Below are 26,400 nucleotides of genomic sequence, written 5' to 3'. Positions count from 1 at the left end.
CGGCAAAGCACGAATATGGCATTAAACGCAGCTTTAGCAGAAAAGTAGGCCATTTACCAGCTCAAACAAGACGGAGCGGCCCGGGTTGGGCACAACTGTAGCGCCTGGCTTTGCGCTATAACAAACGAATTTCCCGGCTTAGGTCACTTTCAGCAAGTGGCTGGTTCCGCTCTTTTGCTTGTGGGCTTACTATTTTCAACATCCCTTCGCCTGGCCGTAGTCACCACGGCGCTGTTCTCGGCAGGAGCCTGCACCGGTCAGTTTTCCCCTGGCTCCGAGCCGGTGCAGTGGGCGGCAGATTCCAGCACGGTGCGCACTGCTGCCGGCACGCATTACGACCGGAGCGCAGTGTGGCAGCTGTTCTGGGGCAAGCATTACCGGGAGCTGTGGGCCACCCCGGTTACGGCCCCGGTGCTGCGCCTGGGCGCGGCCACGCCCAACGGGCCGCTGCTTCCCCTCCAAGCCGGGGGCAGCTACCAGAGCCGCACCTTGCGCCTGCAGGCGCCAACGGGCCAGCAGTACGTGCTGCGCTCGGTTGATAAAGACGCCAGCCGGGCCCTGCCCGAAGGCTGGAGGCGCCAGCTGCTGGGGGGGCTGATGAAAGACCAAACCAGTGTAATCCAACCCTATGGAGCGTATGTGGCCGCTGCGCTGGCTGACGCGGCGGGGGTGTACCATGCCAACCCGCGCCTGGTGTTTCTGGCGGCCGATACCACGCTGGGCAAGTTCCGGAAAGACTATGCCAATGCCCTCTACCTGCTGGAGGAGCGGCCCGACGGCGACCAGCGCCTCACCCCCAGCTTTGGGCGCTCGCCGCGGGTGGTGAGCACGGCCAAGATGCTGGCCGACATACACCAGCGCCCGGGCAGCTACGTGAATGCCCGGGCTCACCTGCGGGCGCGGCTGCTCGATATCTGGCTCGGCGACTGGAGCCGCCGCGAAGACCAATGGCGCTGGGCCAGCTTTCCGGGGCCAGGTACCACCGAGTACCGGCCCATTCCGCGCGACCGTGACCAGGCTTTTTTCCTGTTCAACGACGGGGTGCTGACCCGGCTGGTGTCCTGGGTGGTGCCCCGCTACCAAAGCTTCCGCGGGCGCATCAAGCTGGGCGATGTCGAGGCCCTGACCCATACGGCCCGGGCCCTGGACCGCAGCATCCTGACCAGCCTCAGCGATGAAGACTTCCGGCAGGTTGCCGATTCGCTGCGCCTGCGCCTGACCGACGCCCTTATTGACCAGGCCCTGCAAGCGGGCCCACCGGAAACCCGGGCGCGGGTGACGGCCTACTTCGGCCCCCTGCTCAAAGCGCGGCGCGAGCAGCTGCCGGCCGTGGCCCTGCGGTTTCGCCGGGAGCTGACCCGTGAAGCCTGGATAGTTGGCACCGACCGGCCCGAGCGCTTCGTGCTGAGTGCCACCGGCAAGGCCGGGCAGCTGCGGGTGCAGCACCTGGTACGGCCGGCTGCTGGCCCCGACAGCCTGGTGGGCGACTACCAGCTGAGCGTACGCCACACGCGGCGCCTGAACGTGTACGGCCTGGGCGGTGATGACGTGTTTGAGCTGCACGGCCGCCTGCGGCCAGGCTTTGCGGTGGGGCTGCACGGGGGCAACGGCAAGGATGAGGTGCAGGGCAAGAACCTCCGCGAGACCCGCGGCATCACCTGGTACACCAGCAGCAACCCCGACCCCGAAGCTCCCGCCGGCGTGCGCGTGAAGCTCGACCCGGAGCGCGCCCTGAACTACAATGCCAGCAGCTGGCTGGGACGCTACAAGCTGGACGACTAAGGCTTCTGCTGCTATTACTTTTGCAGCCCGCCTTTAGCTTTCTGCTCGTAAGTTGTGGAATAGGTTTGACCTGCAGCCTAATAACCCAAGTTGTGCGACTGATGACGCGGGGCAGAGCCCTTTGGGTACGACCCCGCGCCATAATTGCCGCAACATGAGTTAATAGGTGTTGGCGCCCAGCTCGGGCACCCGGCCGGCAAGGGGATTTACGCCGTCGAGGGTGCCGGCGCTGCCCAGTACGCTAAAGCGGGCAAACAGCTCCTCGGCGTACCATTTCTCCTGGCGCGTGAGCTTAATGACTTCCCGGTGCTGCTCGTCGCGGTAAGCAAACTGTTGCATGGCCTGGGCCGATTCCCACACGCTGAAGGTGGCCTGCCGCACCACCGGCAGCTCGCCGATGCCGATGGCCGCCAGCAGCCCGCTGGCAGTGGCCAGCCGGGCATTGGTGGGGTCTACAAACTGCCAGAAGCGCATGGCCTTGTGCCAGCGGATGGCGGCCCGGGTTAGCACGGCTACCGGAGCATCGGCGGGCATGGCGCTTTCCGGCGTAGGGTAGTCGAATGGGTTGGTGCCGTTCCACAAGCCCTGCGACTTGATGGGGGCTAAGTGCAGGCACCACATTTCCTGGCTGCGGTGCTGATAGGCCGACCACAGCGTGCTGTGGCTGAAGAAGTGGGCGGCTGCCTGCTCGTTTTCCCACACAGCCAGCAGGCTGTAGCGTTGCAGGTTAGGCCAGAGGCCAAAGCCATTGTCGGCACCGCTGCCCAGCAGGCGGAAAAAGCGCAGGCCGGGCACCTGCCGCAGCAGGGCGGGGGAGGTACCCATCTGGGCCAGGCCCCAGCGGCGGTTGCCCGGGTTCAGGGTGAATATGGTGAGCGTAGTGAGGGGCATTGTTGCAGAAAAGCATGAAAAAAGGCCGGAGCTGCGCCCGGCCTTTTTTAAACAGCAAATCCTGGCTTAAGGATTCACCTTGGAGTGTTCTTCGGGGCTGGGCTGGTGCCGCTCGCCGGTAGCAACCGCTTTCAGGTAGGCATAAGCCCGCAGCAAGGTATTGTTGGGCGAGTTCCAGAATTCGCCGCGCTCAATGTCGACGCGAAGCAGGGAGATGTTGGGGTCGTCGGAGCCTTCGGGAAACCAGCCGCGCAGGCCTTCGCTCCACAGCTCCTTGATTTTAGCCCGGTCGTTTACCACCTTGGCTGTGCCGCTGATGGCCACGTACAGGTTGTCGCTGGGTTCGGCATAAGCCAGGTTGATGCGGCGGTCCTGCTGCACTTCGTCTACTTTAGCCGAGTCTTTTTCGGTGAAAAACCACAGCGTGCCATTGGCTTCGGGCTTGTGGGTGTACATCGGCCGCGAGTGCAGGGTGCCATCGGGCTCGGCAGTGGTCATCATTGCAATCTTGATGTCCTTGATTTTGTCCACGAGCTGGGTGATATCGTGGCTTACGGCAACTTTTTCGGCCATGGGAAGGAAGTGTTTTGGTGTGAAAGTAATGCTTGTACCTACGGCCCGGCTCAGGCAAGGTTGGCCTTTTGCCCGGGCCCGTTCTCCAGCCTAGGCTGCCTTCAAATCTTCCTAAAACAATACCTGCCGGCTGATTGTCTTGCATGGTTATCGCTGTTTCGGGGTCAGTGGATTTGTAGCGTGGACTCTGTGAGTCCGCGCGTAGGAACGTTCACACGCGCGGACTCGCTGCGTCCACGCTACACCCACCGCGATACTGCGCTAACTTCCCCAAAATGAATTTCCTCGCGCACCTTTTCCTTTCCGGTCCCGCCGATGCTCCCGGCTACGCCGACGTGCTACTGGGGAATTTTGTCGCCGACTCCGTGCCTGGCAAGCAGCTTGAGGGCTTTCCGCCGGCCGTACAAACCGGCATTCGCCTGCACCGGGCCATCGATACCTTTACCGACCAGCACCCCGTGGTGCGGCGCGGTACCCAGCGCCTGCGCGATGCGGGCTATGGCAAGTATGCCGGGGTGATTTCGGATATTTTTCTCGACCATTTCCTGGCCCGCAACTTTCCGGACTACTCAACCGAGAGCCTCAGCGTATTTACCCAGCGGGTGTATGCCTTGCTAAGCGCCCGCACGGCCGAGATGCCGGCCCGGGTGCAGCATTTTCTGCCGTACATGGTGCAACAGAACTGGCTGCAGCACTACGCCACCTTGGAAGGTGTAGCCCGCTCCCTGAATGGTCTTAGCCGGCGGGCTCTACCCGGCTCGGGCATGGAAACCGCCGTGGCCGAGCTGCAAGCCAACTACTCTGCATACGAGGCCGACTTTCGGGCTTTCTGGCCAGCGCTGCAGGGCTATGTAAGCCTGCAGCTGGGGGTGTTAAGCAGGTAAGCAAGCGGCGGGCCTTTGGGCTTGTTCTGCCCAAGGAACTTTTGGCTGGGAGGGGCGTAGAGCAGGCATTGTGGGCTGTAGTGCCCGGCTTACCCATGACAGGCCAGCCGCGTTCCGGCCAAGCAGCCGGTGCCTGCTGCACTACTCAAGTGCAAAAGTGCGAGCCGGCGGTACCGGCTAACAAGCCCATTCCCCTAAGCACCACGCGTCCCCGCATGAGCCGACCCGCTATTCACCCTATATCAGCAAGAAAGTGTAAATGGAAGCCGGGCCTGCTGGGGATGCTGCTGCTGGCGTGGCAGCCCGCCGCCGCGCAGCTAAGCCAGTCGGTAAGAGGCCGGGTAACGGAAGGGGCTTCGGGCCGGCCCATTGGCGGGGCCCAAGTAGAGCTGGTGAGCGGGGAGCAGCATTATCAAACTGACTCAGACTCCCTGGGGTATTATGTAGTAAGCCCGGTTCCACCGGGCTACTACCGCCTGCAGGTGCAGCGCCTGGGCTACCACCCGTATCAGGAGCCGGAGCTGGTCGTGGAATCAAGCAAGGTGGTGTACCGGCCGTTGGTGCTGCAGACGGCGGCGGTGGCGCTGGGGGAAGTACAGGTGGGCGCTCCGCAGCTGAGCAGCCTGCACCAGCGCGAGTTCACCGCCGCCCAGACCCAGCGTTTCCCGGCCACCTTCTTCGACCCCGCGCGCCTGGTGCTCAGCCAGCCCGGCATCACCCAGGCCAACGACCAGGCCAACCACGTGGTGGTGCACGGCCTGGCTCCCCAGGGCATACAGTGGCGGCTACAGGGCCTGCCCATCCTCAACCCCAACCACCTCAGCAATGCCGGCGTGCGCTCGGACCGCGCCACGGGCAGCGGGGGCGGAGTGAACATGCTCAGCGGGCAGCTGCTGGCCAACTCTGCCTTCCGTACCGGCGCCCTGTCTTCGCGCTTTGGAAATGCCGTGAGTGGGGTGTTCGACATCAACCTGCGGCCGGGCAGCGCGGCCCGGCGCGAACACACTTTTCAGGCCAGCCTGCTGGGGCTTGACCTGGCCACGGAAGGGCCTCTGGGGGCTGACCACAGCACGTACCTGGTAAACTACCGCTACTCTACCGTGGGCTTGCTCGGGCTGCTGGGCGTCGATTTTGGCGGCGAGTCCATCCGCTACCAGGATGTGTCGGCGCATGTGCAGCTGGAAAAAACGGCGCTGGGCCAGCTAAGCTTTTTTGTGCTGGCCGGCAACAACGCCAACGAGCTGCGGCCCCTGGACGATTCGCTAAGCTGGGAGCAGGATAAAAACCGGCAGCGCATCGACTTCCGCTCCTCACTGGCGGCGGCCGGCATGAGCCAGTCAGCCTCCATTGGCAAAGGGCAGTGGCAGAACGGCCTTGCTTTCAGCACGCTGCGCAGCGTGCGCGAGCAAGCCTGGCTGGGCTCGCGCCGGCCCCTGCGCAGCCAGGCCTACGACCGGCAAACGGCCCGGCAGCTCAGCGCATACAGCCGCTACCTGCGCCCCCTGGGCAGCCGGCTGCTGCTGGAAGCCGGCGTGCAGGCGCAGGCCCAGCACGGCGAGGAGCACAGCACCCCGCTACCCGCCGGAGGCGAGCTGCGCGCCGACATTTCCTACACCCTGGTGCAGCCCTACGTGCAGGCCGACTGGGTTCTGCTGCCGGCCCTGACTTTGCAGACGGGGCTGCGCCTGAGTTACCTGAGCTGGGACCAGCAGGCCCGGCCGGAACCCTACGGGCTGCTGGCGTGGCAGCCGGTGCCGGCTCACCGCTTTCAGCTGAGCTACAGCCGCCAGAGCCAGGTGCTCAGCAACGGGCAGCTGGCGCTGCTGCAGGCCCAGGGGCCGGCCCGCCGCATAAGCGGGCTTATTGGCAGCCACTACAGCGGCCTGGGCTGGGCCTGGCGCCCCCGCCCGGTGCTGCGGCTCACGGCCGAGGTTTTCTACCAGCAGCTGCGCCAGCTGCCTGCCTCGGCCCGCGACGTATGGTGGAACTACCTGGGCGAGCCCGGCTGGCAGCCCACGGGCCAAGGCCACGCCTGCACCTTTGGCGTAGATGCCAGCCTGCAGCGCAGCTTCAGCCGCGGGCTGTACTATCAGCTGGCAGCCTCGGTATTCGATGCCCGCTATGCCGGCACAGACGGGCAGCTGCGTAATACGCCCTTCAATAGCCGCTGGGCCGGGGCCTTTACCGGCGGGAAGGAATGGACGAAGCAGAAAGCCGCGGGGCAGCGGGTTTGGGGCCTGAACCTGCGCCTGCACAGCCGGGGCGGCTACTATTTCACGGCCATCGACGAGGCGCAAAGCCTGCTGCAGCGCCAGGAGGTAGATGACCCGAGCAAGCCTTACCAGGAGCGGCTGCCCACCAACTTCAGCCTGGACCTTCGCCTGAGCCACACCCGCCACAAGCCCGGCTACACCCGCCTCTGGTCGCTGGATCTGCAAAACCTCACCGGCACCCCCAACGTGGGCTGGTACTACTACGACTTCTGGAAGCAGGCGCGCTCCCGGCAGTTTCAACAGGGGCTGATTCCGGTGCTGGCTTACCGCATTCAGTTTTAGCGAGTCTTTTTTCGACTGCTTGCACGCAGTGTTTCGCAGTGTTGTTCTGGCAGCGCAGTTGTGAAATAAGGCGGAATAAAGAGGTGAAGCTTAGTTAAACAGTACAGCCCCCACCGAGGCGAGCAGCCAGTAGCTGCGCTTACCTGAGTGGGGGCTGATGAATAGGGGTTGGGGCAAGCCCGCCTGGCTTAGTGGTGGTGGCCGCCTTCGCCGTGTACGTGGCCGTGGTCCAGCTCCTCGCGGGTGGCCTCGCGCACGCCTTGCACCTGGCCATTGAAGTGCATCACCATGCCAGCCAGCGGGTGGTTGAAGTCCATCTGCACCGAGTCGGTGCCGATGCTAATCACTTTGGCTTGCATGTGGTTGCCCTCGTTGTCGGCCATGGGCAGGAAGTTGCCGGGCGTCAGCATCTCATCGTCCAGCTTGCCGTCAATCATGAAAACCTGCTTGGGAATGTCGACCACGGCCTGGGCATCGTACTCGCCATACGCCTGCTCCGGCGAGAGGCTGAACTCGAACGAGTCGCCGGCATTTTTACCGTCCAGCTGGCGCTCAAACTCATCGGGCAGGCCGCTGCGGCCAAAGAGGAATACCATGGGCGAATCGGCCTCGGCCGACTCAACGAGTACTTTTTCCTGGTTTTCGTCGGTCACGCTCAAATCGTAGGTGATGGTGACAACTTTATTATCGCTGATTTGCATTGATTTTTTTGATTTCGCTGATTCCAGAATCGCTGATTGGGCTGATTAAGCTGATTACGGTGATTCCTGGAATCGTTGGTGAAAGAATTAAGGGTGGGATGTGAATTGGTGTTGTGACTTGGTATTCGGAAAAGACGGGCCTTAAGTTTTGATGAAGCGCTTAAACTGCAGGCTGCGCTGGCCAAAGTTAAGGAGCAGGCCCGTCTGCAGGCGATACGCCGTGAGGTAATTGATGATTTGCGCGAAATGATGCTCATCCAGACCTGTGGTGGCTTTTAGCTCAACCAGCACAGTACTGGCCACCAGAAAATCCACCCGGCGCGAACCTACCTGCTGATTCAGATAGAAGACTGGCTTCTCAATCTCGCGCTCAAATACCAGCGAACAGGCATCCATTTCCAGAGCCAGGCTCCGCTGATAAACTACCTCCGGAAAACCCGGCCCCAAAGCCGAATGAACCCGCATTGCGCAGCCAATAATAGCCTCTGTCAGTTCCGAGTGCGCATATCTTTTATCAATCATCCTACAATAAAGGAATGAAGTAATAAAAAAGTAGGGCCCAGAAAAAAAGAAAATCGGGAGATAGAGAATCCAGAAAAAGAAAAAATCAGCGAAATCAATAAAATCAGCGTCAATCAGCGATTTCCCAGGCCGTGCGGTAGCCCCCAATCCTTTCCACATAGTCCAGAAAGGCCTTGTAGAAGGGGTGAGCGCCCAGGGTGCTGGAGTCGCCGACGAGCAGCAGCTTTTTGCGGGCCCGGGTCATGGCCACGTTCATGCGGCGGATGTCGGCCAGAAAGCCGATTTCGCCCTGGGAGTTGCTGCGCGTGAGGCTGATGGCGATGATGTCGCGCTCCTGGCCCTGGAAGGAATCGACCGTACCGATGCTGAGCATGCGATGCTGAAGCAAGCCGGCCAGCTCGTCGCTTTCCTCCACTACGTCCTTGAGGTAGTTAATCTGGGCCCGGTAGGGCGCAATAACGCCTACCGTGAGCAGGTCTTCCTCGTGGTCAGCCGGGTCGTAAGGCTCCAGCAGCTGCTCCAGACGCTTGATGAGCAGGTCGGCTTCCTCGGGGTTGGCCGTGGAGCGGCTTTCGGGAATGGTAATCTCCTGAAAGCCGAAGCCGGCCGTGTCCAGAAACTCCACGGGCAGGTCGGGGGCAAAGCGCAGGTCGTAGGATTCCAGGCCGGTGTGGCGCACGCTGTCGTGGGCCTGCAGCTTGCCTTCGTAAAACTGCTCCGAGCTGAATTCCATAATCTGCTCGTGCATGCGGTACTGCACCGTGAGCATGCGGGCCGTGGCCGGCTGCCGCTTGATGCACTTCTCGAACAGCGTTTCGCGCAGGCCCTCCCGGGCCGCCTTCTCACTTTTCACCGTGGGCGGCAGCTGGTGGTGGTCGCCGGCCAGCACCACGCGCTCGGCCTTGGCAATGGGAATCCAGCAGCCCGGCTCCAGGGCCTGGGCGGCTTCGTCGATAAACACCGTCTCGTACATCAGGTGGCGGATGGCGCGGTTGCTGGCGCCCACCAGGGTGCAGGTAATCACCTGCACCTGCTCCAGCAGGTCTTCGGTGATGTAGCGCTCCAGCACGTCGGCTTCCTGTACCAGCTGCCGTGCCTGCTCCTTCAGGTGCTTGCGCTGCTGCTGCTCTTCCCAGCCGAAGTGGCGCACGTGCTTGCCGGCCATCTCGCGGTACTGCTCGGCCGTCTGGCGCATGCTGCGCAGCTCGTTGTAGTTTTTGTGGGCCATCACCTGGGCGTCGAGCGTGTGCTCGAGCAGCAGGTCCGACACCCGCGAGGGGTTGCCCATGCGGATGACGTTGACGCCGCGCTCGGCCAGCTTCTCGGTCAGCAAGTCCACGGCCGTGTTCGAGGGCGCGCACACCAGCACGCGCCGCTCGCGGCGGATGGTTTCCAGAATGGCCTGCACCAGGGTGGTGGTTTTGCCCGTGCCGGGCGGGCCGTGAATGATGGCCACGTCCTGGGCGGCCATTACGTGGCGCACGGCGGCCACCTGCGACTCGTTCAGGGGGCTGGGGTAAAACAGGTCGTCGGGCTTTTCTGCGCGGAAGCGGGCGGGCTTGGCACCCAGCAAAATGTCGCGCAGCTCGGCCAGGCGGCCGTCGAAGGCGCCCATCACCTTGCCCAGGGCGTAGTCCATCTCGCGGTAGCTCACCTCGTCGAAGGTGAGGTCGATGCCCAGCTTGCCGCCCTCGTGCAGCCAGTCGGGCAGGTCTTCCTTGGTGGTGGCCAGCAGCAGCTTGTTGCGGCGCACGGCCGTAATCACGCCGCTGAGCGTGGGCCGGTCGGTGGCCGAGCGGCCGGGGATGTTGCCAAACAGGGCGGCGTTCTTGCCCACCTGAAACAGGTGCAGGCCGGCTTGCCCGGCCGGGCGCTCCAGCTCCAGCACCATCTTGCCGCCAAAGCCAATGTCTTCCTTGGTGATGGTAACCGGGTACCAGGTCAGGCCGCGCTGCTGGCGCTCGGCAATGCTGGCCTTGGCGTTTTTGATTTTGAACTGCTCCAGGTCTTCTTCCTGCTCCAGCTTGAGCAGGGCCTGGGTTTTGCGAAGCTCTTTTTCCAGAGCGTAGGGGTCGGTATAGGCGGGAGTCTCAGACAAAAGAATGCAGCTTGATTTCGTTGATTAGCTAACAACGAAAACGGGAAATGAGTGGCCGAAGGTCGGGAGTTTTTTACTAGGCGCCGGGAATAAGGGTGGGAGGTGGCTGAATGCAGACGTTTCGTAGCTTTAGCCCGCTGCCAGCCCTTACCACAGCCGGTAGTGCCGAGCCCGCCATGTACCACGACCTTCCTTCTGCGGCCTTTCTGCAGGTTTGCTTTCGTCAGGATACGCGCCTGCTCACCGGGCGCTGGCAGCGCTCGGTAACGGATGAGGAGATGCAGCAGGGCTACGAGGCCCTGCGCCTGGCCGCCCTGTACCACGACTGCTGCTTCTGGCTGGTAGACGCACGCCGCCGCATCAGCCGCGCGCAGAATGGGCCGGAATGGGTGCTCACGCATTTTTTGCCCGAGGTGCAAAGCGAGCTTGGCGAGGTGCTGCACGTCTCGTTTCTGGTGCTGCCCGACTACCTGCAAACCCTGGAAAACAACCCCGAAGCCTGGCCCGACAGCGCAGTGCAGTACGCCCGCTTTGTGGACGAAGGCGCGGCCAATGCCTGGCTGGCCGCCTGCCAGGCTGGGAGAAGGGCTTAGGCGCGACCCGCCGGGCGCGCGGCCGGCCGGCGGGCGGTGGCTTTGCGGCCGGCCCGCAGCCAGGCCACGAGCAGGCCGGCGCACAGCAGGCCCAGGCCGGCAATCAGGGCGTCGCGCAGCTGGCGCCCGTCCTGCACCTCGGCCAGCTCGGCTTCCAGCTCCCGAATGCGGGCCAGCTGCTTGCTGGCTTTCACTTTCTGGTTGTTCAGGTCGTTCTGCACTTCGTAGAGGCGCTGGGCGGTCAGGTTGCGGTCGTCGCGGCTGCTGGCTTCCAGGTGGGTGGTTGTGGCCGCCAGCCGGGCCGAGGTGTACTGCGCTTCCTTGGCCGTGCGGTTGAGCACGTCCACGATTTCCTGGTCTTTGTCGACTATGCCCTGCAGGGCGTCCACCACTTCCTGGAGGTCTTTTTTTGAGGGCTTGTTGCCGAACAGGCTGTGGCGCTGGGCCCGGGCCTCGGCGTAGCGCTGGGTAAGTACTTTGCGCTGGGCCAGGAGCCGGGGCAGGGGCGAGTCGGGGGTGACCGCCGCTGCCTGGGCCAGGGCGGAGGTGGGGAGGAGTGGGGTTGCTGCCCAAAGCAGCATGCCCAGAAGTAACCGGACACAAGAAGGCATAAGCTTTTGCGTTCCCGATGTAGTCAATGTCGGCTGCGCTGGCATCCAAGAGGTACTAATGTTGATAAATGCCATGAAGAATAGCTTACTGTGTGCCTGGGGAGTTGTGGCCCTGCTTTGCGGCTGCGCCAGCCAGCGCCCGGCAGCCGCGCCGCCCTTGCTGGGTTCCACCTCACTTCCCGGTGCCTACTACGAAAATGCGCGGCAGACGGTGACGCCGTTCGTGCTGCAGGAAGTAAGCACTGACGAAACCTACGGCTACTCCCCGAAAAACCCGGTAAACGTGGGCGGCGTAGCCGAGTCGGGGGCCCGCAACCAGCAGCGCTACCTCAACGCCCTGCGTGGGCCCGAAGGACAGCCCGTGACCTACACCCGGCGCGGCAGCTGCTGCCCTTTCAAAACGCCTAATGGCTTTATCGACAACATTGGCATGCTCGATGCCTACAGCGTGAGCTGGGCAGGCCAGGACAAGCCCGTGGTGCTGTACCTGAACTTCTACGACGAGGGCTGGCTGAAGGCTCCCAAGGGCTTTACCCTGGCGAAGTAAGCCCGGTAGCGCGGAATTTCATTTCGCCGCCAAAGCCGGGAGGCCGCGCAGGCAAGAGTTGCCGGCAGCAGGCTGGAAGGGCAGGATTTGGGCAGAATAACTTACTTTTAAGTTGCGCTTACCTCTACCGCTTCATGTCTGCCCCATTCTTTGCCCGCCTTGCTGCCCTGGCCACCGACCCGGCCGCCACACCCGCCGACCAGCTGCCGCGCCTGCGCAAGCTGCTCGAAGCCATGCTCCGGGACGAGCACAAGCGCCGCGGCCTTGCCTTTGCCAACCTCAGCCAGGCCATCAGCCTTGTCGCCTACGACCGGCAGCTGACGCCCACCCTGCGCCGGCAGCTGCAGCAGCTGCGCCTCAACGCCAACCTGGTGCTGCACGAAAGCTACCACGGCACGGCCGCCGAGGTGGCCGCCGGATTCAGCGCCGTTCGCCAGCTGCTGGAGGTACTGAGCGGCCAGCGGTACGAGGGGCCTGCCTTGGAACTGCCGGGCACGGAAGCCGGCGAGCTGGGCTTTACCCAGCTGCCCACCCCTGCCGTCGCTGCTGCCGAGCCTGCTGAGCGCGTGCCTGCCAACGTGCCGGTCGGCGCAGCCCCGGAGGCCTGGCGGGTGAACGTGCTGCGGGCCAGCCCAGCCAGCGGGGAGCTGACCGTGGAGCTACACCAGCCGGCCGATGGGCGGCCCAATGGCCCGTTTGAAGTGCGTGTTCCCGAAGCATACCGCGACATCCTCCTGCTGGCCCAGGCCCTGCACCCGACACTGCACCTGATTGCGCCCACCGTGCTGGCCGACGGCCGCGTAACGGCCCGCCGCATCGTGCTGGAGCCCGACTACCTGGTGAGCGTGACTACCGTAGCGGAGTGCGCGCAAAAAGACGGCACCATCCCGGAATGGGCTCTGATTAATGCATTTCTGCCCGATGAGGTGTCGCGGCCGCTGGTACTGGGAAACCTGGTCAACATCCTGCTGGACGAGGAGGTAAGCCATGCAGCGCGGCATGAGGAATTAAAAATTAAAAATGAAAAATTAAAAATTAAGGCTGTTGATGCCGCGCCTGCTTTTTCGGAGCAGCACTCCGAAAGTGGTGCTGCGGGGTTATACTCCGTGTCGTTGAGCGAAGGAGTGAGAGCCGCCGCTTTTGCCGGTACCGCGGCAGGTGCTGCCGACACAGCAGTAGGGGGCCAGCAGCTAGTAACCCAGGATTTCGACCTGGAGCATTTTCTGCGCAAGCGCCTGTTCCGGCTGGCGCCGCTCTCGCTCAGTGCCCTGCCCGAGTTTCAAACCCGCAACGGCGTGCCCGAGCTGCTCGACGACCTGCGCCGCCACCACCGCACCCTGCGTGAAACCCAGCGCCGCGGCTTCGTGGCCGACAGCCGCACCGGTTACCAGCAGCAGCCCCTGCAGGTGGCCGACTGCTTTCTCGAACCTACCTTTCTCTCCGCAACCTACGGCCTGCAGGGCCGCCTCGACCTGCTGCACGAAAGCGCCACGGGCTACGACCTGGTGGAGCTTAAAAGCTCGAAGTCGGTGCCCGGCGGGCCGCCCTGGACCAACCACACGGCCCAGGCCCAGCTCTACCGCCTGCTGCTGGAGTCGGTGTACGGGGCCGATGGCGAAACTGCCGGGCGTGGCCGCACCAGCATCCTGTACTCCAACGCGGCCGTGGGGCAGGCTGCCGTGCGCCGCGTCGACCAGGACCCGGAAATGGTAGACCGGCTGCTGATGGCGCGCAACCAGCTGGTGGGCACCGAGCTGCTGCTGGCCCGCGCCAGCGGCCCCCGCCACGTAGAGCAGCTGCTGGCGCCGGTGCTCAAGCCCAACCTGGCCGGCCTGCCCAGCTTCGGCCGCGCCAAGGCCGAGCACGTGGCCAACGCCTGGGCCGCCGCCGACGCCTGCGAGCGGGCCTACTGCCTGGAGATTATCCGCTTTACCGCCCGTGAGATGCGCCTGACCCTGCTCGGCGACGAGTCGCGCCCCGGCGATGCCGCCGGGCAGGCCGGGCTGTGGCTGCTGCCCCAGGCCCGCAAGCACCAGAACTTCAGCCTGCTCGACGAGCTGGAGCTGGTAGAAGACCACAGCAATGCCGAAGACGAGTCCGGCGACGGGCTGGGGCCCCACTTGGTTTTCCAGCGCCCGCCCGGTGGGAGGGAAGTCAACTTCCGCGCCGGCGACACCTTGATTTTGTATCCCCGCCGCCGTAAAGCCCAAAACTTTACGGAAAAGGATGAAAACCCAAGTCCCCAAGCCCCCAAGTCTCTAAGTCCCCTAGACAGCCAGGTGGTGAAGGTGGTGCTGGCCGAAGACCTGGGCGCCGACGGCCGCGTGGTGCTCAGCGTGCGCAACCGGCGCATGGCCCCGCGCTACCTGCACGGGCACAGCCACTGGGCCCTGGAGCCCGACACCTACGACACTTTCCGCCGGGAATGGGCCGGCCTGTCGGCTTTCCTGGGCCTGAACCCCGAGCGCCGTAAGCGCCTGCTGGCCCGCATCGGCCCGCGGGAGCCGGAAGGGTGGACGCCGACTGCGGCGCCTGCGAACACGGCGCCGGAAGTGGTGGCCCGCGCCCTGGCGGCGCCCGACTGGTTTGTGCTCTGCGGCCCCCCCGGCACGGGCAAGACCCGGGCTGTGCTGCGCGAGCTGGCCGAGCGCCTGTACCGCGAAGACAAGCACACCCTGCTGGCGGCCTACACCAACCGCGCCGTGGATGAAATCTGCGAGCAGCTGGTAGCGGCGGGCCTGCCCTTTATCCGGGTGGGCTCGCGCCTGGGGACGGCCCCGATTTACCGCCCCTACCTGCTCGATAACATGCTGCGCGACTGCCCCACGCGGCAGGCCGTGCGCGACCGGCTCAAAACCTGTCCGTTCTACGTGGGCACCGTAGCCAGCTTGCTGGGCAAGCCGGAGCTGTTCACCCTCAAGCAGTTTGAGCTGGCCGTGGTGGACGAAGCCAGCCAGGTGCTGGAAGCGCCCATGCTGGCGCTGCTGGCCAAGGTGCGCAAGTTTATTCTCATCGGCGACCACCGCCAGCTGCCGGCCGTGGTGGCCCAGGAGCCCGAAGCCAGCGCCATTGCGCCCGAAGCCGCCGAACTGCTGCAGCAGGAGCTGGGCCTCACCAACCTGCGCAACTCCTACTTCGAGCGGCTTTTCAAGAAGGCGGAAGCCCAGTGGCCGCACGCCCACGGCACCCTGGCCGACCAGTACCGCATGCACCAGGAGCTGGCCGTGCTGGTGAACGAGCCGTTCTATCAGAACCAGCTGCGCTGCCCCCTGCCCTGGCAGCAGCAGCCCCTGGAGCGCCGCGGCTGGCCCACTTGCACCGATGCGCTGACCCAGGCCCTGAGCCAGCGCCGGGTGGTATTCGTGCCTACTCGCCGCCAGCCTGAAGACCTGTCCATGAAGGAGTCGGCCCAGGAGGCCGACCTGGCCGCCCGCGCTGCGGCTTACGTGGTGCAGGGCTACGGCGCCAGTTTCAACCCCGAAACCACCTTAGGCATTATTGCCAGCTACCGCAACCAGGCCGCCCTCATCCGGGCCCGCCTGGCCGGGCTGGCGGCCGAAATGGAACTGCCGGCCCTGGCTCAGGTTAGTGTGGATACCGTGGAGCGCTACCAGGGCTCGCAGCGCGACGTCATCATCGTGTCGTTCTGCTGCCACCACGAGCACCAGCTGGAGCTGATGGTGTCGCCCAACGAGGACGGCACCGTGGACCGCAAGCTGAATGTGGCGCTTACCCGGGCCCGTCAGCAATTATTGCTGCTCGGCAACGAAAGCATTTTGAGCCGGGCTCCGCACCATGCCGGGCTGCTCCAAAAAATAACCCCGGTAGTCTGCTGATTGCAGGCCACCGGGGAACAGAGTTGATTTTGAGTCTGGGTATGGAGTTAAAAGTTGAGAGTTAAAAAGCAGAACGTCCTTTTAACTTTTAACTCTCAACTTTTAACTTCTTCTAAATACAACCTGGAAAATGCTGTAGGTGAGGCAGGCCGACTTACTGCACATCAACCAGCTCCACTTCAAAGCGAAGCACGGCATTGGCTGGAATGGAAGGAGGGGAGCCGGGCTTGCCGTAGCCCAGGCCCGAGGGGATGAGTAATACTCCTCGCTCGCCTTTGCGCATGAGGGCAATGCCTTCGTCCCAGCCCTGAATCACCTGGCCGCGGCCGAGCATGAAGGAAAACGGGCGGTTGTTGCGGCGGGAAGTCGCATCGAACACCGTGCCGTCCATCAGCATGCCGGTGTAAAGCACTGACACGGTGCGGCCCGCCGTGGCCCGGGTGTTGTTGGGCAGGGTTGTAACCGGCACGTAGTACAGCCCGGAGGGCTGCTTCTGGGCGTTGGTAATCATGTTGTCGGCCAGGTATTTCTGGATAATGCTTTCGTCTACCTTGGCATAGTCGGTGGTGTCTTCTTTCTCGCAGGCGCTGCTGAACAGGCCGGCGGCCAAGAGCAGGGCCAGGGTAAATAAGCGGGTAAAGAATGGGGCGGGTATATTCATCATAAAAGGGGCTTTTGCTGTAAAAATACGCAGTGCCTTCGGCTCATCAGGGTTCGGGTGCCTTTCTTCTCCTTTTGGGAGGTTTGGGAGTGAAGCCGGCACCCATGCAATGGCTTACTACTCCACCAGCTCAGCGGGCTTGCGCTTGTAGAAGTACAGAATAAGCAGCGGCAGCAGGGTAAGCTCCGCTACCACCCCGAAAAGCAGGGTTAGCCCAATCAGGAAGCCCACGTAGAACGTGCCGTCGAATGAGGAGAAAAGCAGGGTGGAAAAGCCGCCCACCAAAATTAGGGAGGTGACGATGACGGCCTTGCCGGCCATGAGGTAGGTGCGGCGCACGGCCCGGAAGATGTTGGGCTCCTGGGCCAGCGTGAGCCGCAGCTTGCTGATGAAGTGAATGGTGTCGTCGACAGCAATACCAAAGGCGATGGTGAAGATGATGCTGGTGCTGACTTTCATGTTGACGCCGGCCAGTCCCATTACGCCAGCCACCACCAGAATAGGCACTAGGTTGGGAATGAGCACCACCACCACCATGCGGCCCGAGCGGAACAGCAGCAGCACAATCAGGGCCACCATGGCCACGTCTATGACCATGCCGGTAATCATGTTCAGGGTCAGGTCCTCGTTGTTTTTGTCGATGAGGTTGGACGAGCCCGTGAGCCGGGTGCGCAGCACGGTGGAATCGACGGAGCTGCGGATAAACTGTCGCAGGCCGGCATTGAGCTCCCCGGCCCGTATGCTGCCCACGTCGGCCATGCGGCCGGTGAGGCGGCCCGCCTGCCCGTCGGGCGTGGCCAGGGCCCGGAACTCGGCTTTTTTGCGAAACAGCTTGAGCTTGCTGCGCAGGCGGCGCAGCTCCAGGGTGTCGGCGGGCAGGCGGTATTCGGCCAGCCCGCCGCCGTTCAGGGCTTTGCGTACCGACTTCACCAGGGTAACCGGGGAGGCGGCAAAGCGCAGGCCGTAGGTGCTGCCCAGGTAGGTTTCGATGCGCTCGGTCTGGCGCAGCACCTGCAGGTCGTAGATGCTGCGCCCGCCCTGGGGCTGCAGCTCCAGCTCGAAGGGGCGCACGCCGGCGAACTGCTTCTCGAAAAACGCAAAGTCCAGGCGCACGGGGTCGTTTTTCGATAGGTCGTCGAGCAGGGCGGAGTTGATGCGTACCCGCGTGGAAAAGCCAATGGCCGCCAGAATAACCAGGGCGCTGACGGCAAACACTACCCGCCGCCGGCTCAGCACCGTGCGAAACAGGCGGCCCAGCACGCCGTCCCAGCTGTGGCCCTGCGCGCGCGGCACCCGCAGCTCGGGCTTGCGCAGCAGGAAGAGCAGGGCCGGCAGCAGGGTGAAGCTGAGCACAAAGGCCAGCAGCACGGCGATGCCCGTGAACAGCCCGAAGTTGAAAATTGGCCGGATGTTGCTCGTCATCAGCGTGAAGAAGCCCAGGCTGGTGGTGAGGGCCGACAGCCCCGAGCCGAAGCCCGACTCTTTGAGGGTGACCAGCAGGGCCTGCTTTTTACTGGCCCCGTAGCCCAGCTCGGTCACGTAGCGCGTGATGATGTGCACCGTGTCGGAAGTGCCCACCACGAACATCATCACCGGCAGCAGGGCCGTCATCAGGTCGATGCTGACGCCGCAGGCGCCCATCACGCCCAGGCCCCAGAGAATGGCGCCCAGCACCACCACCAGCGGCATCACCACGCCCCACCAGGTGCGAAACGTAAACCAGAGCAGGCCCGTGACCAGCAGCACCGACAAGCTCATGAACAGCGCCAGCTCAAACTGCAGGCGGTCGACAAACACCGACTGGGCCACGGCGCGGCCGGCGAAGTGGTAGCTGCCTTCGGGAAACTGCAGCCGGGCCAGGCCGCCGCGCAGCACGGCCAGCAGGGAGTCGCCGGGCGGCTTGCGCAGGTCGGGGGTGGTTTGAATAACCAGCGTCACGGCCCGCGCATCGGGGCTGAACACATTGCCCACCAGGCCGGGGGTGCGGTAAATCAGAACCGAGTCGGCGGCCCGACGCCCGGGCTCGTCGGGGTGCAGGTAGGGCAGGTTGAAAAAGCCCAGCCCCTCCACCACGGGGTTGGCGAGGGTAGTGGGTGACGTCACCGACACGACGTGCCGCTCCTGCCGGGCCAGCCGGGTAAGCGCATCCACCCGGCGCAGAAAGCCGGGGTCGAACACGGTGCGGCCGGCGGGGGCTTCCAGGCCCAGCAGCAGGTAGTCGTTGTCGTTGCCGAAGCGCCGGGTGTAGCCCTCGTAGTAGTCCAGGTCGGGGTCGCCGGCGGGGTAAAAGTCGTTGAAGTTGTAGTTGAAGCGCAGCTGCGCGACATAAAACACGCTCAGCAGCGATAGCAGGCCTAACGCAAGTAAGGTGAGATGAGCAAGGCGGCGAAGTGGCATGAGGGGCAGGCAACGAAGCCCGGGATTTTAGAGGCCGGGGGTGAAAGTCGACCCCACCGGCTGCCAGGCCACTGCAACAGCAGCGGCGCAGCTACCAGCAACGCCCTGATTTCGCCAATTGTTTCGGAAGCATCGACAGGAATCAGGAAGCAGGAGTGCCCCGGATGCTTTCGCTCCTCCATTCCCCAGCGCAAGGGCAGTGGCAGCAGCTGAAGGCTTGCGCCTGTGCGGCGCACGTCAGCGGAGCGCTTGCCTGGCAGGGGTGTAACAATAGCCTGGGTGGTTTCAGGCCCAAGCCTTATATGACAAAACGCTGCTGGCAGTAGTAATATGACTTTTAGAACAAGTACTTATACTTAGCTCAGCAATTGCGCAGCAGGTATGGGGAACAGCGCTTAGCCGGGTAATATTTGTGTTGAGATTCACTAAAAGGGACTTTTTTATACAATGAAGCGCATACTATTTTTTACGGTTACCCTCTTTTTTATGGGCCTATCCACCCAGGCCCAGGGCCTGTCGAAGGCTATGCTGAAAAACGATATTCCAGCTGCTGAAACCCTGCTGGCGGGGGGCGCCAACCCCAACGCCCCCATTGAGATTGTACCCGGCTTCCCCACTACCTGCCTTATCACCGCGGCTTCCAATAACAACATCGAACTGGTGAAGGTCCTGCTCAAGTACAAGGCCCAGGTAAACCAGCCCGACGGGTTCAAAGCCACCGCGCTAATGGCCGCCGCCGGCAAAGGCAGCAAAGCCATGGTGGAGCTGCTGCTGAGCAGCGGCGCCGATGCCAAAGCCAAGGACGAAGACGGCAAGGATGCCCTGGCCATGGCCAAGGAAAGCGGCAACAAGGAAGTGGTGGCCCTGCTGGAGCAAAAGCTGAAGTAGGCAGCTCCCGCTGCCCGACATAGGCCGTATTTGTGTATCTTAGGGCCTGCTAACGAAGCTTTCCCTCTTTTATCCCCTTCATTTCACCACCATCATGAAAAAGACCCTGCTCGCCCTCGCCCTGCTGGCTTTCACCGGCTCCGCTGCTTTCGCCCACGAAGGCCACGACAAAGAAGGAAAGAAAGGCAAGAAGAAAGAAGCCTGCTCGGCCGAAGCCAAGGCGCATTGCAGCAAGGAAGGCGCTGCAGCCTCTCTTGGGGCTACGCCCAGCTGCTGCGCCAAAAAAGCAGCTAAGGCCGAAGCCGCTGTTACGCCGGCTCCCGCTGCTGCTCCGGCTAGCAAGACGATGTAGTTCCTGCAACTCTAAGAATCAAAATAGCCGCCCTGCAAGGGGTGGCTTTTTGTTTTATTAGTTATTACTCCTACTTTGCATATCATTGTCTATCAACTTTTTTCTAATAGTTTTTCTCATGGAAATAATTGACCAATTAAGCAACTTAGCTTCAAGAGCGCAGAAGCAGGTGTCTTTCATTCAAACAGAAGAGGCAACGAAGACGGCCTTGGTTATGCCGTTTATCAACTCTCTGGGTTATAATGTGTTCGACCCAACCGAAGTAGTACCAGAGTTTATATGTGATATTGGTACAAAAAAGGGTGAGAAAATAGACTATGCCATCATGCGCGACGGCAAACCAATTATCTTGATTGAATGTAAGCATGTTGGAGCAGAGTTAAATGTCAATCATGCAAGCCAGCTGTTTCGCTATTTTCATGTAACTGAGGCAAGGGTGGCCATCCTAACCAATGGCATTGTTTACCGTTTGTTTACTGATTTAGAACAGCCCAATAAGATGGATGAGCGGCCATTTTTGGAGTTTGACTTACTGAGTTTTAACGAACATGATGTTGCTGAAATCAAGAAGCTTAGCAAGCCTTTCTTCAACATAGATGACCTGCTTTTTGCCGCATATAACCTTAAGTATATGCGGGCCTTCAAGAAGTATTTTGATGAGCAGTTCACTCAGCCCTCAGCTGATTTTGTTCATTTTATATCCAAACAGGTTTACGATGGAGTGTTGACTACGAAGCTTAAGGAACAGTTCAGTGCCTTGGTTCATCGGTCATTTCATCAGTTTCTGAATGATAAAATAACCATGCGCCTTCGGTCAGCAATGATTGATACAACCGGACAAGGCCCTTTAGTTGCTGAAGTACCCGTTCATTCAAGACCTGAAACTTTGGTAAGTACGGATTCTGAAGTGAGGGATAAGGACATAGAAACGACAGTCGAAGAAACAGAAGGCTTCATGATTGTCCGGGCTATTCTTCGTAAAACAGTTGCTGTGAATAGGGTCGTGATGAGGGACGTACAGTCTTATTGCGGCATTTTGCTGGATGATAATAACCGCAAGCCTATTTGTAGGCTTCACTTCAATGGTAGCAAGAAATTTGTTACTGTGTTCGACAGCGAAGGCGGTGAAAGAATCGACATTACGTCATTAGACGACCTTTATGGAATGGCTTCTCGGATTAGAATGGCTGTTCAGAAGTATGAAAATAAAGTTGTTGCATCCCCTGCGGTTTAAGAATACTGCGGCCTTGAAAGCCGCCCTGCAAGGGGCGGCTTTTTTGATTTTTACTTATGGTGTGGTAGCTAGCGCCACTGCTACGCGTGTTCTTCAATTTCGCGTCTCAGACAGGACGGGATAAGAGTACCTGCCTCTTGCCTTATAGGTCAAGAATTCGAGTTTTGATGATTAAGTCGATGGCAGTGAAGGCCAGAGGCCCTGTTCGACGAGGAAGTAGCTAGAGTTGTCGGCGGCGCCGTAACCGGTTCAGGCCATAAGCCACGCCGCCAGCAAGTAGAAGGCTCACGCCTCCATCCACGGGCACAGGCGTGGCTCCCCCTGGAGTGGGCCCTCCGCCGTCCGGCTGGGCCAGCGTCTGTTGAGCCAGCGCCAACGAGAGTATAAGAAAGAGATATTTCGTACGTGTAAAACCAGATGATGAAAAATGGGCCGAAGCCCCGGCCCCTCCCAGCTTAGGGTGCAGGGCCGGGGCAGACTGGAAAAACTACTCAAGCACCACGCGCTTGGCCACCGGCTGGCCATCAATGGTCATGCGCAGGGTGTATACCCCGGCGGCGAGGCCACTCAAGTCCACCCGCGTCTCGGCGGTGGGGAGAGCCAGCAACCGTACCGTCTGCCCAAGGCTGTTGAGCAGCACGGCGGCCGTTGCCACGCTCCCTTGGGGGCGCAACACCGTAAGCTGGCCATGTGCTGGGTTGGGGTAAGCTATTACCTGGGCAGCCAGGGCCAGGGATGTGGCCAGTGGTGCCGCGGCCGGCGTCAGGCTTACCCAGAAGCGGCCAGGGGCAGTGGTGCCGGCCAGGGTGAAGAGGTAGCTGGTGCCAGACGTCAGGGCGGTGCGGGTGCTGGTGAGGTTGTCTACCAGCTCGGCGCGGGTACCGGCGGGCAGGTTGGCCAGCTCACTGGCCGAGAGGGTGTAGCGGCCGGCGGCCGGCACCTCTACCAACAGCGGAATGGCAGTGACCTGTGTGAAGGCTGGGCGGCCGTCGATGGCCAGCTGCTGACCAGCGGTGGTCAGCGACGCCAGGTTCAATCCGTTAGGGTTGGGCCTCTTCACCGCATCATACTCACGGTCGAAGGCCGGGCTGGCGCCGGGCTGGGCGTACAGGGTCAGCACGTCGCGCAGGCCATTGCCGGCCAGCGTGAGCTGCAGCTGCGGGCGCTGGTCGGGCGCGTCCCGGCGCACGGGCGGCTGGTTTACGCCGGAAGATTCGCGGTTGGTGTTGTCGAGCGTGAGCGAGCCGCTGGTCTGTCCATCGCTCACCCGCACAAAGAAGGCCTGGCCCATGCCGATGTTTGGATTGCCCACGCCGTTGACGTAGCTGCGGTAGCTGCCGCCATACCGCGAGGTGCTTTCATAGACATAAAAGGCCGCGTCCATGTTAGTGCGCTGCCCTGCTGTGATGGTATTCAGTCTCAGGGGCGAGGCGTAGGGATTGCCGATAAAGTTCCAGCCTGACTCGGCGGCCGTGGCCCCCACGTTGCGGGTCAGCGGAATGGTCTGTGTGCCGTTCGCGACCGTGCCGGTGAAGCTCAGGGTGGTTCCGCCGGCCAGCTGCACCGTATGGCCCATAGCCAGAAGGGCTGGCTCACTAAGGCTGGCCGGCGATTCCCACCCTTTATCGAAGGCGGAGACGGAGGTTGCTGGTGATGTTGTCAGCCGCGCCTGGTTGTAACGAAACACGGTGGGGAAGGGCGTCACCTGCCCCGGTGCGGTCGAGGTGTTGTAGGCGCTGTTGACCACCATTGGCGTGCCACCTGTGCCGAAGCTCGCTACCGTAGGGCCGGAAACCGGAGCCACCAGGTGACGGTAGCCCAGGCCAGGGTTCATGGAGTCGTCGATGTAGCGCTGCGCCGTTAGGTTGCCTACTACCGCACCCGTGCCGATGTGAGCCACCATGGCGGTTTCCATCGCATTGGATACCAATGTGACGGTTTGCCCATTGGTGTCAATATTGCCCATGTCATACACGCCCAGTCTGCCAAGTACGTTCACATTTTGGGAGAAGCGTAGCGTTCCGGCATTCTGCTTACCCACGGCAAGTACCGGAGAAGGAAGTCCTGAGCCTGTAATCTGGTCGCCCGCGTTGCCATAGGTGTAGGAGCCGCGATTAGAGAAGCTGCGCGTACCGGTTACCTGCACGTCGCCCGTGGCGCCGCTGGCGCTGATGCCCAGCGGGGAACAAATGCCCAAGAAGCCATTTTGTGCAATTTCTACGCTGCCTGGCCCGCTTATCGTATAACATGTTCCTCCGGCAGATGTCAAGGTCACAAAACCACAGCCGGCCTCTACACGCAGCACGCCATTCACGGTAATGTTACCGAGTAGGTTCGCAAAGCCGCCATTCTGCACGGTTATGTTGTTGTAGGTTCCGGCAAATATCTGGGTCGGGTTTGGCCCGGTAATCACCAGGCTTGGCTGAGCCTGAGCGAACAGTGGCGCTAATCCCATCATCAGCAGGGCACCAACCAAAGTGGAGCGGTGTCGCGGCTTGAAAGGAGAAGAGGAGAGATGATTCATAGAGTTCAAAATGGTTAGAGGAATTATTAATTACAAGTTGAATGCTAAGGCGAGTCAGCCGGCGGCCATCAGAATGGTGACGCTTATCCCAGCCCATTAAAAGGCTGGGTAAAATCAGATGGCCGAGCAGAAGGCAGACCGAAGCTACCGAGTCCCCTTTCACGGTTTTGTTCAATTCGCTGAACTAAGGGAATTCAACCGTGAAAGGCCATAATCAGGACTTCGGTCTGTGGGCGCAGTACGTCTGCGCCGTCATTTCCTGCTTGCATAGGGCAGGCTGCGCACGCGGATAGCAGGATGGGCATCACAAGGGGGGCGGTAGGCGTGCGCCTGGAACACGTGCAAGCATGGGGACAGCGGAGGATGGTATGGTTCTTACCTTTGGCCAAGCCAAACCTACCGGCATTGCCCACCTAGCATCCCGCATCCGTCTATGCGTCAATACCACGACCTTCTCCGCCAGATTATTAGCACCGGCACCGTCAAGACCGACCGCACCGGTACGGGCACGGTGTCCATCTTCGGGCCGCAGATGCGCTTCAACCTGGCCGAAGGCTTCCCGCTGGTTACTACCAAAAAGGTGCACCTGAAAAGCATCATCCACGAGCTGCTGTGGTTTTTGCAGGGCGACACCAACATTGCCTATCTGAAAGCCAATGGCGTGAGTATCTGGGATGAGTGGGCCGACGAACACGGCAACCTTGGCCCGGTGTATGGCTACCAGTGGCGCTGCTGGCCCGATGGAAACGGGGGCCACATCGACCAAATCAGCCAGATTATTCAACAGCTGAAGACGCAGCCCGACTCACGCCGCATGGTGGTGAGCGCCTGGAACGTGGCCGACCTGCCGGCCATGAAGCTACCCGCCTGCCACGCCCTGTTTCAGTTCTACGTGGCCGATGGCAAGCTCAGCTGCCAGCTTTACCAGCGCTCGGCCGACGTGTTCCTGGGGGTGCCCTTCAACATTGCCTCCTACGCCCTGCTCACCCTCATGGTGGCCCAGGTAACCGGCCTGCAGCCCGGCGAGTTCATCTGGACCGGCGGCGACACCCACCTCTACAGCAACCACCTGGAGCAGGCCGAGCTACAGCTCAGCCGCGAGCCGCGCCCGCTGCCGCAGATGCGCATCAACCCCGAGGTAACGGACATCTTCGGGTTTAAATTCGAGGACTTTGAGCTGCTGAACTACGACCCCTGGCCGGCTATTAAGGCGCCGGTGGCCGTATAAGCACATCGGGCAACTTACCTCTGTGGGCCTGACGAGGAAAGCTATTAAAGAAAAAAACAAGTGTTACACTGCCGGGCAGTTTGTTTTGTGTTGTGCGTCCTGGGCCTGGTACTGGCCCGCGAGGGCGGGGCGCAGGGGGGCGTAACTTCCCCGCCGCGTGAAAAAAGCAAGAAAGCAGCCCGCCCGGTGGGCCCGACGCCCACGTCTGCACCGGCACCGGCACCGGCTGCTTCTACGGGCATGATGCCTTTGCTGCCGCGCTTCTGGCAGCTAGCTGATTCGGCCGAACGGACGGACGCGGCAGACGTTTTCAATCACTACATCCGACACTTTATCAGCTACCCCGCCCTGGCGCTGCAGGCAGGCATAGGGGGCACCATATACGCCCGGCTCACCGTGCAGCCCGATGGGCGCGTGGGGAGCATCACCATCACGCGGCGCGACTTGAGCAGTAGCTCGCCTCCCGTAAAGGCGGTGATGGCGCTCGACGCCGAGCTGCAGCGGGTGGCGTGGCGGCTGCGTTTTAAGCCGGCCGCGCCAGTAATTGATAGCGTCGCCATGCGTGCTATTGCGGAGGCCGATAGCATCGCCCGGGCCGAGGCCCTCACGAGCACCATTGCCGAAGCCGACAGCACCGAAGTCAGCATCTTCATTCCCGTCGAGGAGGTCAGGGCTCCGGTTATCCGGGCCGATACCGTCACCATTTTTCATCGGTTTGTGCCACAACCCTAGCCAGGAAGGGTGGTAGCGCCCCGGCAAACGCCACCCAACCGATGTGGCGCACCAGCCGAACAGCTGCTGCATTCGCCGTGAATACGGCATTGGCTGCCAGCAGCACTTCCTCCTTGAACAGGCCTTGGTGGCACTTCACGCCGGCTGCCCGCGCCGCCCGCAGCACCTGTGCCCGGCGCACGCCCGCCACGCAGCCGCTTTCCAGGGAGGGGGTGTAGAGCATGCCGTCTTTCATCCAAAAAATGGCGGCTGCACCTGCCTCTGCTACGTGCCCGGCAGTATCGCAGAGGATAATTTCATCGAGCCCGCGCTGCTGCCGCTCGTGGGCGGCCCGCACGTAAATCCAGGCCTGGGGGCCTTTGCAAAAGCTAAGCGGAGAGTAGATGGAGTGGGTTTGCCGGGCGAAATCTGCCTGCATTATCAAGCTGTCATTTGCCACATACGGGGCGGCGGTGGCCAGCCATTCGGCCGCGCTGCTTTCTGGGGTGTAGAGGCCTGCGCCGGCCCGCCAGACATGGAGGCGCAGGCGGGCAGCCCGCAGTGTATGGACTTCAGCCAGACGCGCTAGCTGTTTCTCCAGCTTTTCGGCTGAGTCCAGGGCGTCGGGCAGCTCCAGGTAAAGCGCGGCGGCGGCCTGCTCCATGCGGGCCCAGTGGTCGGCGGCCAGGCGCAGGCGGCCGTTCTCCACTATCAGGGTTTCAAAAAAACCGTCGCCAAAGGTGAAGCCACGGTTGGGTAAGGGCAGGGACTGCGCCGCTAGCAAGGTTCCGTTGAGAAGCAACATGGCTGCA

The 26,400-nt window shown here is 61.9% G+C and carries 22 protein-coding genes; 11 read left to right on the top strand and 11 right to left on the bottom strand.

The features are described from left to right. Positions 1 to 180 precede the first annotated feature (180 nt). Entirely contained in the window at positions 181 to 1,782 is a 1,602-nt protein-coding gene (locus ABD919_RS12100; RefSeq protein ID WP_345236275.1) for a hypothetical protein, read from the top strand. Between the two features lie 159 nt (positions 1,783 to 1,941). On the opposite strand, the gene ABD919_RS12095 is transcribed toward ABD919_RS12100, so the two are convergent. After that, positions 1,942 to 2,673, bottom strand: a complete 732-nt coding sequence (locus ABD919_RS12095; protein WP_345236274.1) for a spheroidene monooxygenase — start codon at positions 2,671 to 2,673, stop codon at positions 1,942 to 1,944. 66 nt (positions 2,674 to 2,739) lie between these two features. Then, the gene (locus ABD919_RS12090) at positions 2,740 to 3,246 is read right to left on the bottom strand and encodes a pyridoxamine 5'-phosphate oxidase family protein (RefSeq protein WP_345236273.1); all 507 of its coding nucleotides are present in this window, start codon (positions 3,244 to 3,246) and stop codon (positions 2,740 to 2,742) included. A 275-nt stretch (positions 3,247 to 3,521) separates the two neighbouring features. Between ABD919_RS12090 and ABD919_RS12085 the strand changes: the two genes are divergently transcribed. Further along, a complete protein-coding gene (locus ABD919_RS12085) occupies positions 3,522 to 4,130 on the top strand; it encodes an acyl carrier protein phosphodiesterase (RefSeq protein WP_345236272.1) in 609 nt (202 codons plus the stop codon). Positions 4,131 to 4,345: 215 nt separating this feature from the next. Then, positions 4,346 to 6,685, top strand: coding sequence for a TonB-dependent receptor (locus ABD919_RS12080; protein WP_345236271.1), 2,340 nt, complete (start codon positions 4,346 to 4,348; stop codon positions 6,683 to 6,685). A 188-nt stretch (positions 6,686 to 6,873) separates the two neighbouring features. Here ABD919_RS12080 and ABD919_RS12075 read toward each other — a convergent pair whose 3' ends face one another. The 3 genes from ABD919_RS12075 to ABD919_RS12065 all read right to left on the bottom strand — a co-directional run bounded on the left by ABD919_RS12075 (position 6,874) and on the right by ABD919_RS12065 (position 10,006). After that, on the bottom strand, positions 6,874 to 7,386 hold the full coding sequence (locus ABD919_RS12075) for an FKBP-type peptidyl-prolyl cis-trans isomerase (protein ID WP_345236270.1): 513 nt from the start codon (positions 7,384 to 7,386) through the stop codon (positions 6,874 to 6,876). A 141-nt stretch (positions 7,387 to 7,527) separates the two neighbouring features. Then, positions 7,528 to 8,067 carry a GxxExxY protein gene (locus ABD919_RS12070; protein WP_345236269.1) on the bottom strand — a complete coding sequence of 180 codons (540 nt, stop codon included), beginning with the start codon at positions 8,065 to 8,067 and terminating at the stop codon, positions 7,528 to 7,530. Then, a complete protein-coding gene (locus ABD919_RS12065) occupies positions 8,018 to 10,006 on the bottom strand; it encodes an IGHMBP2 family helicase (protein ID WP_345236268.1) in 1,989 nt (662 codons plus the stop codon). Before ABD919_RS12065 ends, ABD919_RS12070 begins: the two co-directional genes overlap by 50 nt. A 176-nt stretch (positions 10,007 to 10,182) precedes the next feature. Here ABD919_RS12065 and ABD919_RS12060 point away from each other — a divergent pair, with 176 nt between their 5' ends. Continuing rightward, entirely contained in the window at positions 10,183 to 10,599 is a 417-nt protein-coding gene (locus ABD919_RS12060) for a hypothetical protein (RefSeq protein ID WP_345236267.1), read from the top strand. On the opposite strand, the gene ABD919_RS12055 is transcribed toward ABD919_RS12060, so the two are convergent. Continuing rightward, the gene (locus ABD919_RS12055) at positions 10,596 to 11,180 is read right to left on the bottom strand and encodes a hypothetical protein (RefSeq protein ID WP_345236266.1); all 585 of its coding nucleotides are present in this window, start codon (positions 11,178 to 11,180) and stop codon (positions 10,596 to 10,598) included. The genes ABD919_RS12060 and ABD919_RS12055 overlap by 4 nt on opposite strands. A gap of 103 nt (positions 11,181 to 11,283) precedes the next feature. Here ABD919_RS12055 and ABD919_RS12050 point away from each other — a divergent pair, with 103 nt between their 5' ends. Continuing rightward, positions 11,284 to 11,757, top strand: coding sequence for a hypothetical protein (locus ABD919_RS12050; protein ID WP_345236265.1), 474 nt, complete (start codon positions 11,284 to 11,286; stop codon positions 11,755 to 11,757). 134 nt (positions 11,758 to 11,891) lie between these two features. Continuing rightward, positions 11,892 to 15,593 (top strand): AAA domain-containing protein, encoded by a 3,702-nt coding sequence (locus ABD919_RS12045; RefSeq protein WP_345236264.1) that lies wholly within the window; start codon positions 11,892 to 11,894, stop codon positions 15,591 to 15,593. A gap of 154 nt (positions 15,594 to 15,747) precedes the next feature. Here ABD919_RS12045 and ABD919_RS12040 read toward each other — a convergent pair whose 3' ends face one another. Then, positions 15,748 to 16,257: an FKBP-type peptidyl-prolyl cis-trans isomerase gene (locus ABD919_RS12040; RefSeq protein WP_345236263.1), complete on the bottom strand. Its 510-nt coding sequence runs from the start codon at positions 16,255 to 16,257 to the stop codon at positions 15,748 to 15,750. Between the two features lie 114 nt (positions 16,258 to 16,371). After that, positions 16,372 to 18,651, bottom strand: coding sequence for an efflux RND transporter permease subunit (locus ABD919_RS12035; protein WP_345236262.1), 2,280 nt, complete (start codon positions 18,649 to 18,651; stop codon positions 16,372 to 16,374). Positions 18,652 to 19,137: 486 nt separating this feature from the next. Between ABD919_RS12035 and ABD919_RS12030 the strand changes: the two genes are divergently transcribed. From ABD919_RS12030 to ABD919_RS12020, 3 genes are all read left to right on the top strand, one after another. Next, entirely contained in the window at positions 19,138 to 19,539 is a 402-nt protein-coding gene (locus ABD919_RS12030; RefSeq protein WP_345236261.1) for an ankyrin repeat domain-containing protein, read from the top strand. Positions 19,540 to 19,633: 94 nt separating this feature from the next. Continuing rightward, positions 19,634 to 19,891 (top strand): hypothetical protein, encoded by a 258-nt coding sequence (locus tag ABD919_RS12025; RefSeq protein WP_345236260.1) that lies wholly within the window; start codon positions 19,634 to 19,636, stop codon positions 19,889 to 19,891. 118 nt (positions 19,892 to 20,009) lie between these two features. Then, entirely contained in the window at positions 20,010 to 21,125 is a 1,116-nt protein-coding gene (locus ABD919_RS12020) for a type I restriction endonuclease (protein ID WP_345236259.1), read from the top strand. 220 nt (positions 21,126 to 21,345) lie between these two features. Here the strand turns inward: ABD919_RS12020 and ABD919_RS23985 are convergent, their stop codons facing one another. Further along, the gene (locus ABD919_RS23985; protein ID WP_425556413.1) at positions 21,346 to 21,426 is read right to left on the bottom strand and encodes a PID-CTERM protein-sorting domain-containing protein; all 81 of its coding nucleotides are present in this window, start codon (positions 21,424 to 21,426) and stop codon (positions 21,346 to 21,348) included. Positions 21,427 to 21,612: 186 nt separating this feature from the next. Then, positions 21,613 to 23,322: a T9SS type A sorting domain-containing protein gene (locus ABD919_RS12015; RefSeq protein WP_345236258.1), complete on the bottom strand. Its 1,710-nt coding sequence runs from the start codon at positions 23,320 to 23,322 to the stop codon at positions 21,613 to 21,615. Positions 23,323 to 24,082: 760 nt separating this feature from the next. Between ABD919_RS12015 and ABD919_RS12010 the strand changes: the two genes are divergently transcribed. Both ABD919_RS12010 and ABD919_RS12005 read left to right on the top strand, forming a co-directional pair. Next, entirely contained in the window at positions 24,083 to 24,877 is a 795-nt protein-coding gene (locus tag ABD919_RS12010; RefSeq protein WP_345236257.1) for a thymidylate synthase, read from the top strand. 87 nt (positions 24,878 to 24,964) lie between these two features. Beyond that, the gene (locus tag ABD919_RS12005) at positions 24,965 to 25,609 is read left to right on the top strand and encodes an energy transducer TonB (RefSeq protein ID WP_345236256.1); all 645 of its coding nucleotides are present in this window, start codon (positions 24,965 to 24,967) and stop codon (positions 25,607 to 25,609) included. Here ABD919_RS12005 and ABD919_RS12000 read toward each other — a convergent pair. Next, complete coding sequence (locus ABD919_RS12000) at positions 25,575 to 26,393, bottom strand: aminotransferase class IV (RefSeq protein ID WP_345236255.1); 819 nt, start codon at positions 26,391 to 26,393, stop codon at positions 25,575 to 25,577. The genes ABD919_RS12005 and ABD919_RS12000 overlap by 35 nt on opposite strands. Between the last annotated feature and the right edge of the window lie 7 nt (positions 26,394 to 26,400).

This window comes from Hymenobacter saemangeumensis (genome assembly GCF_039541835.1).
GTDB classification, from domain to species: Bacteria; Bacteroidota; Bacteroidia; order Cytophagales; family Hymenobacteraceae; genus Hymenobacter; species Hymenobacter saemangeumensis.
The sequence above is the reverse complement of the archived record's forward strand: the minus strand, read 5'-3'. Positions and strand labels throughout refer to the sequence as shown.

Bases quoted from the DNA above. Each gene is read 5' to 3' on its own strand.
- ABD919_RS12095 (WP_345236274.1), bottom strand. From the start codon at position 2,673: ATGCCCCTCACTACGCTCACCATATTCACCCTGAACCCGGGCAACCGC.
- ABD919_RS12090 (WP_345236273.1), bottom strand. From the start codon at position 3,246: ATGGCCGAAAAAGTTGCCGTAAGCCACGATATCACCCAGCTCGTGGAC.
- ABD919_RS12085 (WP_345236272.1), top strand. From the start codon at position 3,522: ATGAATTTCCTCGCGCACCTTTTCCTTTCCGGTCCCGCCGATGCTCCC.
- ABD919_RS12080 (WP_345236271.1), top strand. From the start codon at position 4,346: ATGAGCCGACCCGCTATTCACCCTATATCAGCAAGAAAGTGTAAATGG.
- ABD919_RS12075 (WP_345236270.1), bottom strand. From the start codon at position 7,386: ATGCAAATCAGCGATAATAAAGTTGTCACCATCACCTACGATTTGAGC.
- ABD919_RS12070 (WP_345236269.1), bottom strand. From the start codon at position 8,067: ATGTGGAAAGGATTGGGGGCTACCGCACGGCCTGGGAAATCGCTGATT.
- ABD919_RS12060 (WP_345236267.1), top strand. From the start codon at position 10,183: ATGTACCACGACCTTCCTTCTGCGGCCTTTCTGCAGGTTTGCTTTCGT.
- ABD919_RS12055 (WP_345236266.1), bottom strand. From the start codon at position 11,180: ATGCTGCTTTGGGCAGCAACCCCACTCCTCCCCACCTCCGCCCTGGCC.
- ABD919_RS12050 (WP_345236265.1), top strand. From the start codon at position 11,284: ATGAAGAATAGCTTACTGTGTGCCTGGGGAGTTGTGGCCCTGCTTTGC.
- ABD919_RS12045 (WP_345236264.1), top strand. From the start codon at position 11,892: ATGTCTGCCCCATTCTTTGCCCGCCTTGCTGCCCTGGCCACCGACCCG.
- ABD919_RS12040 (WP_345236263.1), bottom strand. From the start codon at position 16,257: ATGATGAATATACCCGCCCCATTCTTTACCCGCTTATTTACCCTGGCC.
- ABD919_RS12035 (WP_345236262.1), bottom strand. From the start codon at position 18,651: ATGCCACTTCGCCGCCTTGCTCATCTCACCTTACTTGCGTTAGGCCTG.
- ABD919_RS12030 (WP_345236261.1), top strand. From the start codon at position 19,138: ATGGGCCTATCCACCCAGGCCCAGGGCCTGTCGAAGGCTATGCTGAAA.
- ABD919_RS12025 (WP_345236260.1), top strand. From the start codon at position 19,634: ATGAAAAAGACCCTGCTCGCCCTCGCCCTGCTGGCTTTCACCGGCTCC.
- ABD919_RS12020 (WP_345236259.1), top strand. From the start codon at position 20,010: ATGGAAATAATTGACCAATTAAGCAACTTAGCTTCAAGAGCGCAGAAG.
- ABD919_RS12010 (WP_345236257.1), top strand. From the start codon at position 24,083: ATGCGTCAATACCACGACCTTCTCCGCCAGATTATTAGCACCGGCACC.
- ABD919_RS12000 (WP_345236255.1), bottom strand. From the start codon at position 26,393: ATGTTGCTTCTCAACGGAACCTTGCTAGCGGCGCAGTCCCTGCCCTTA.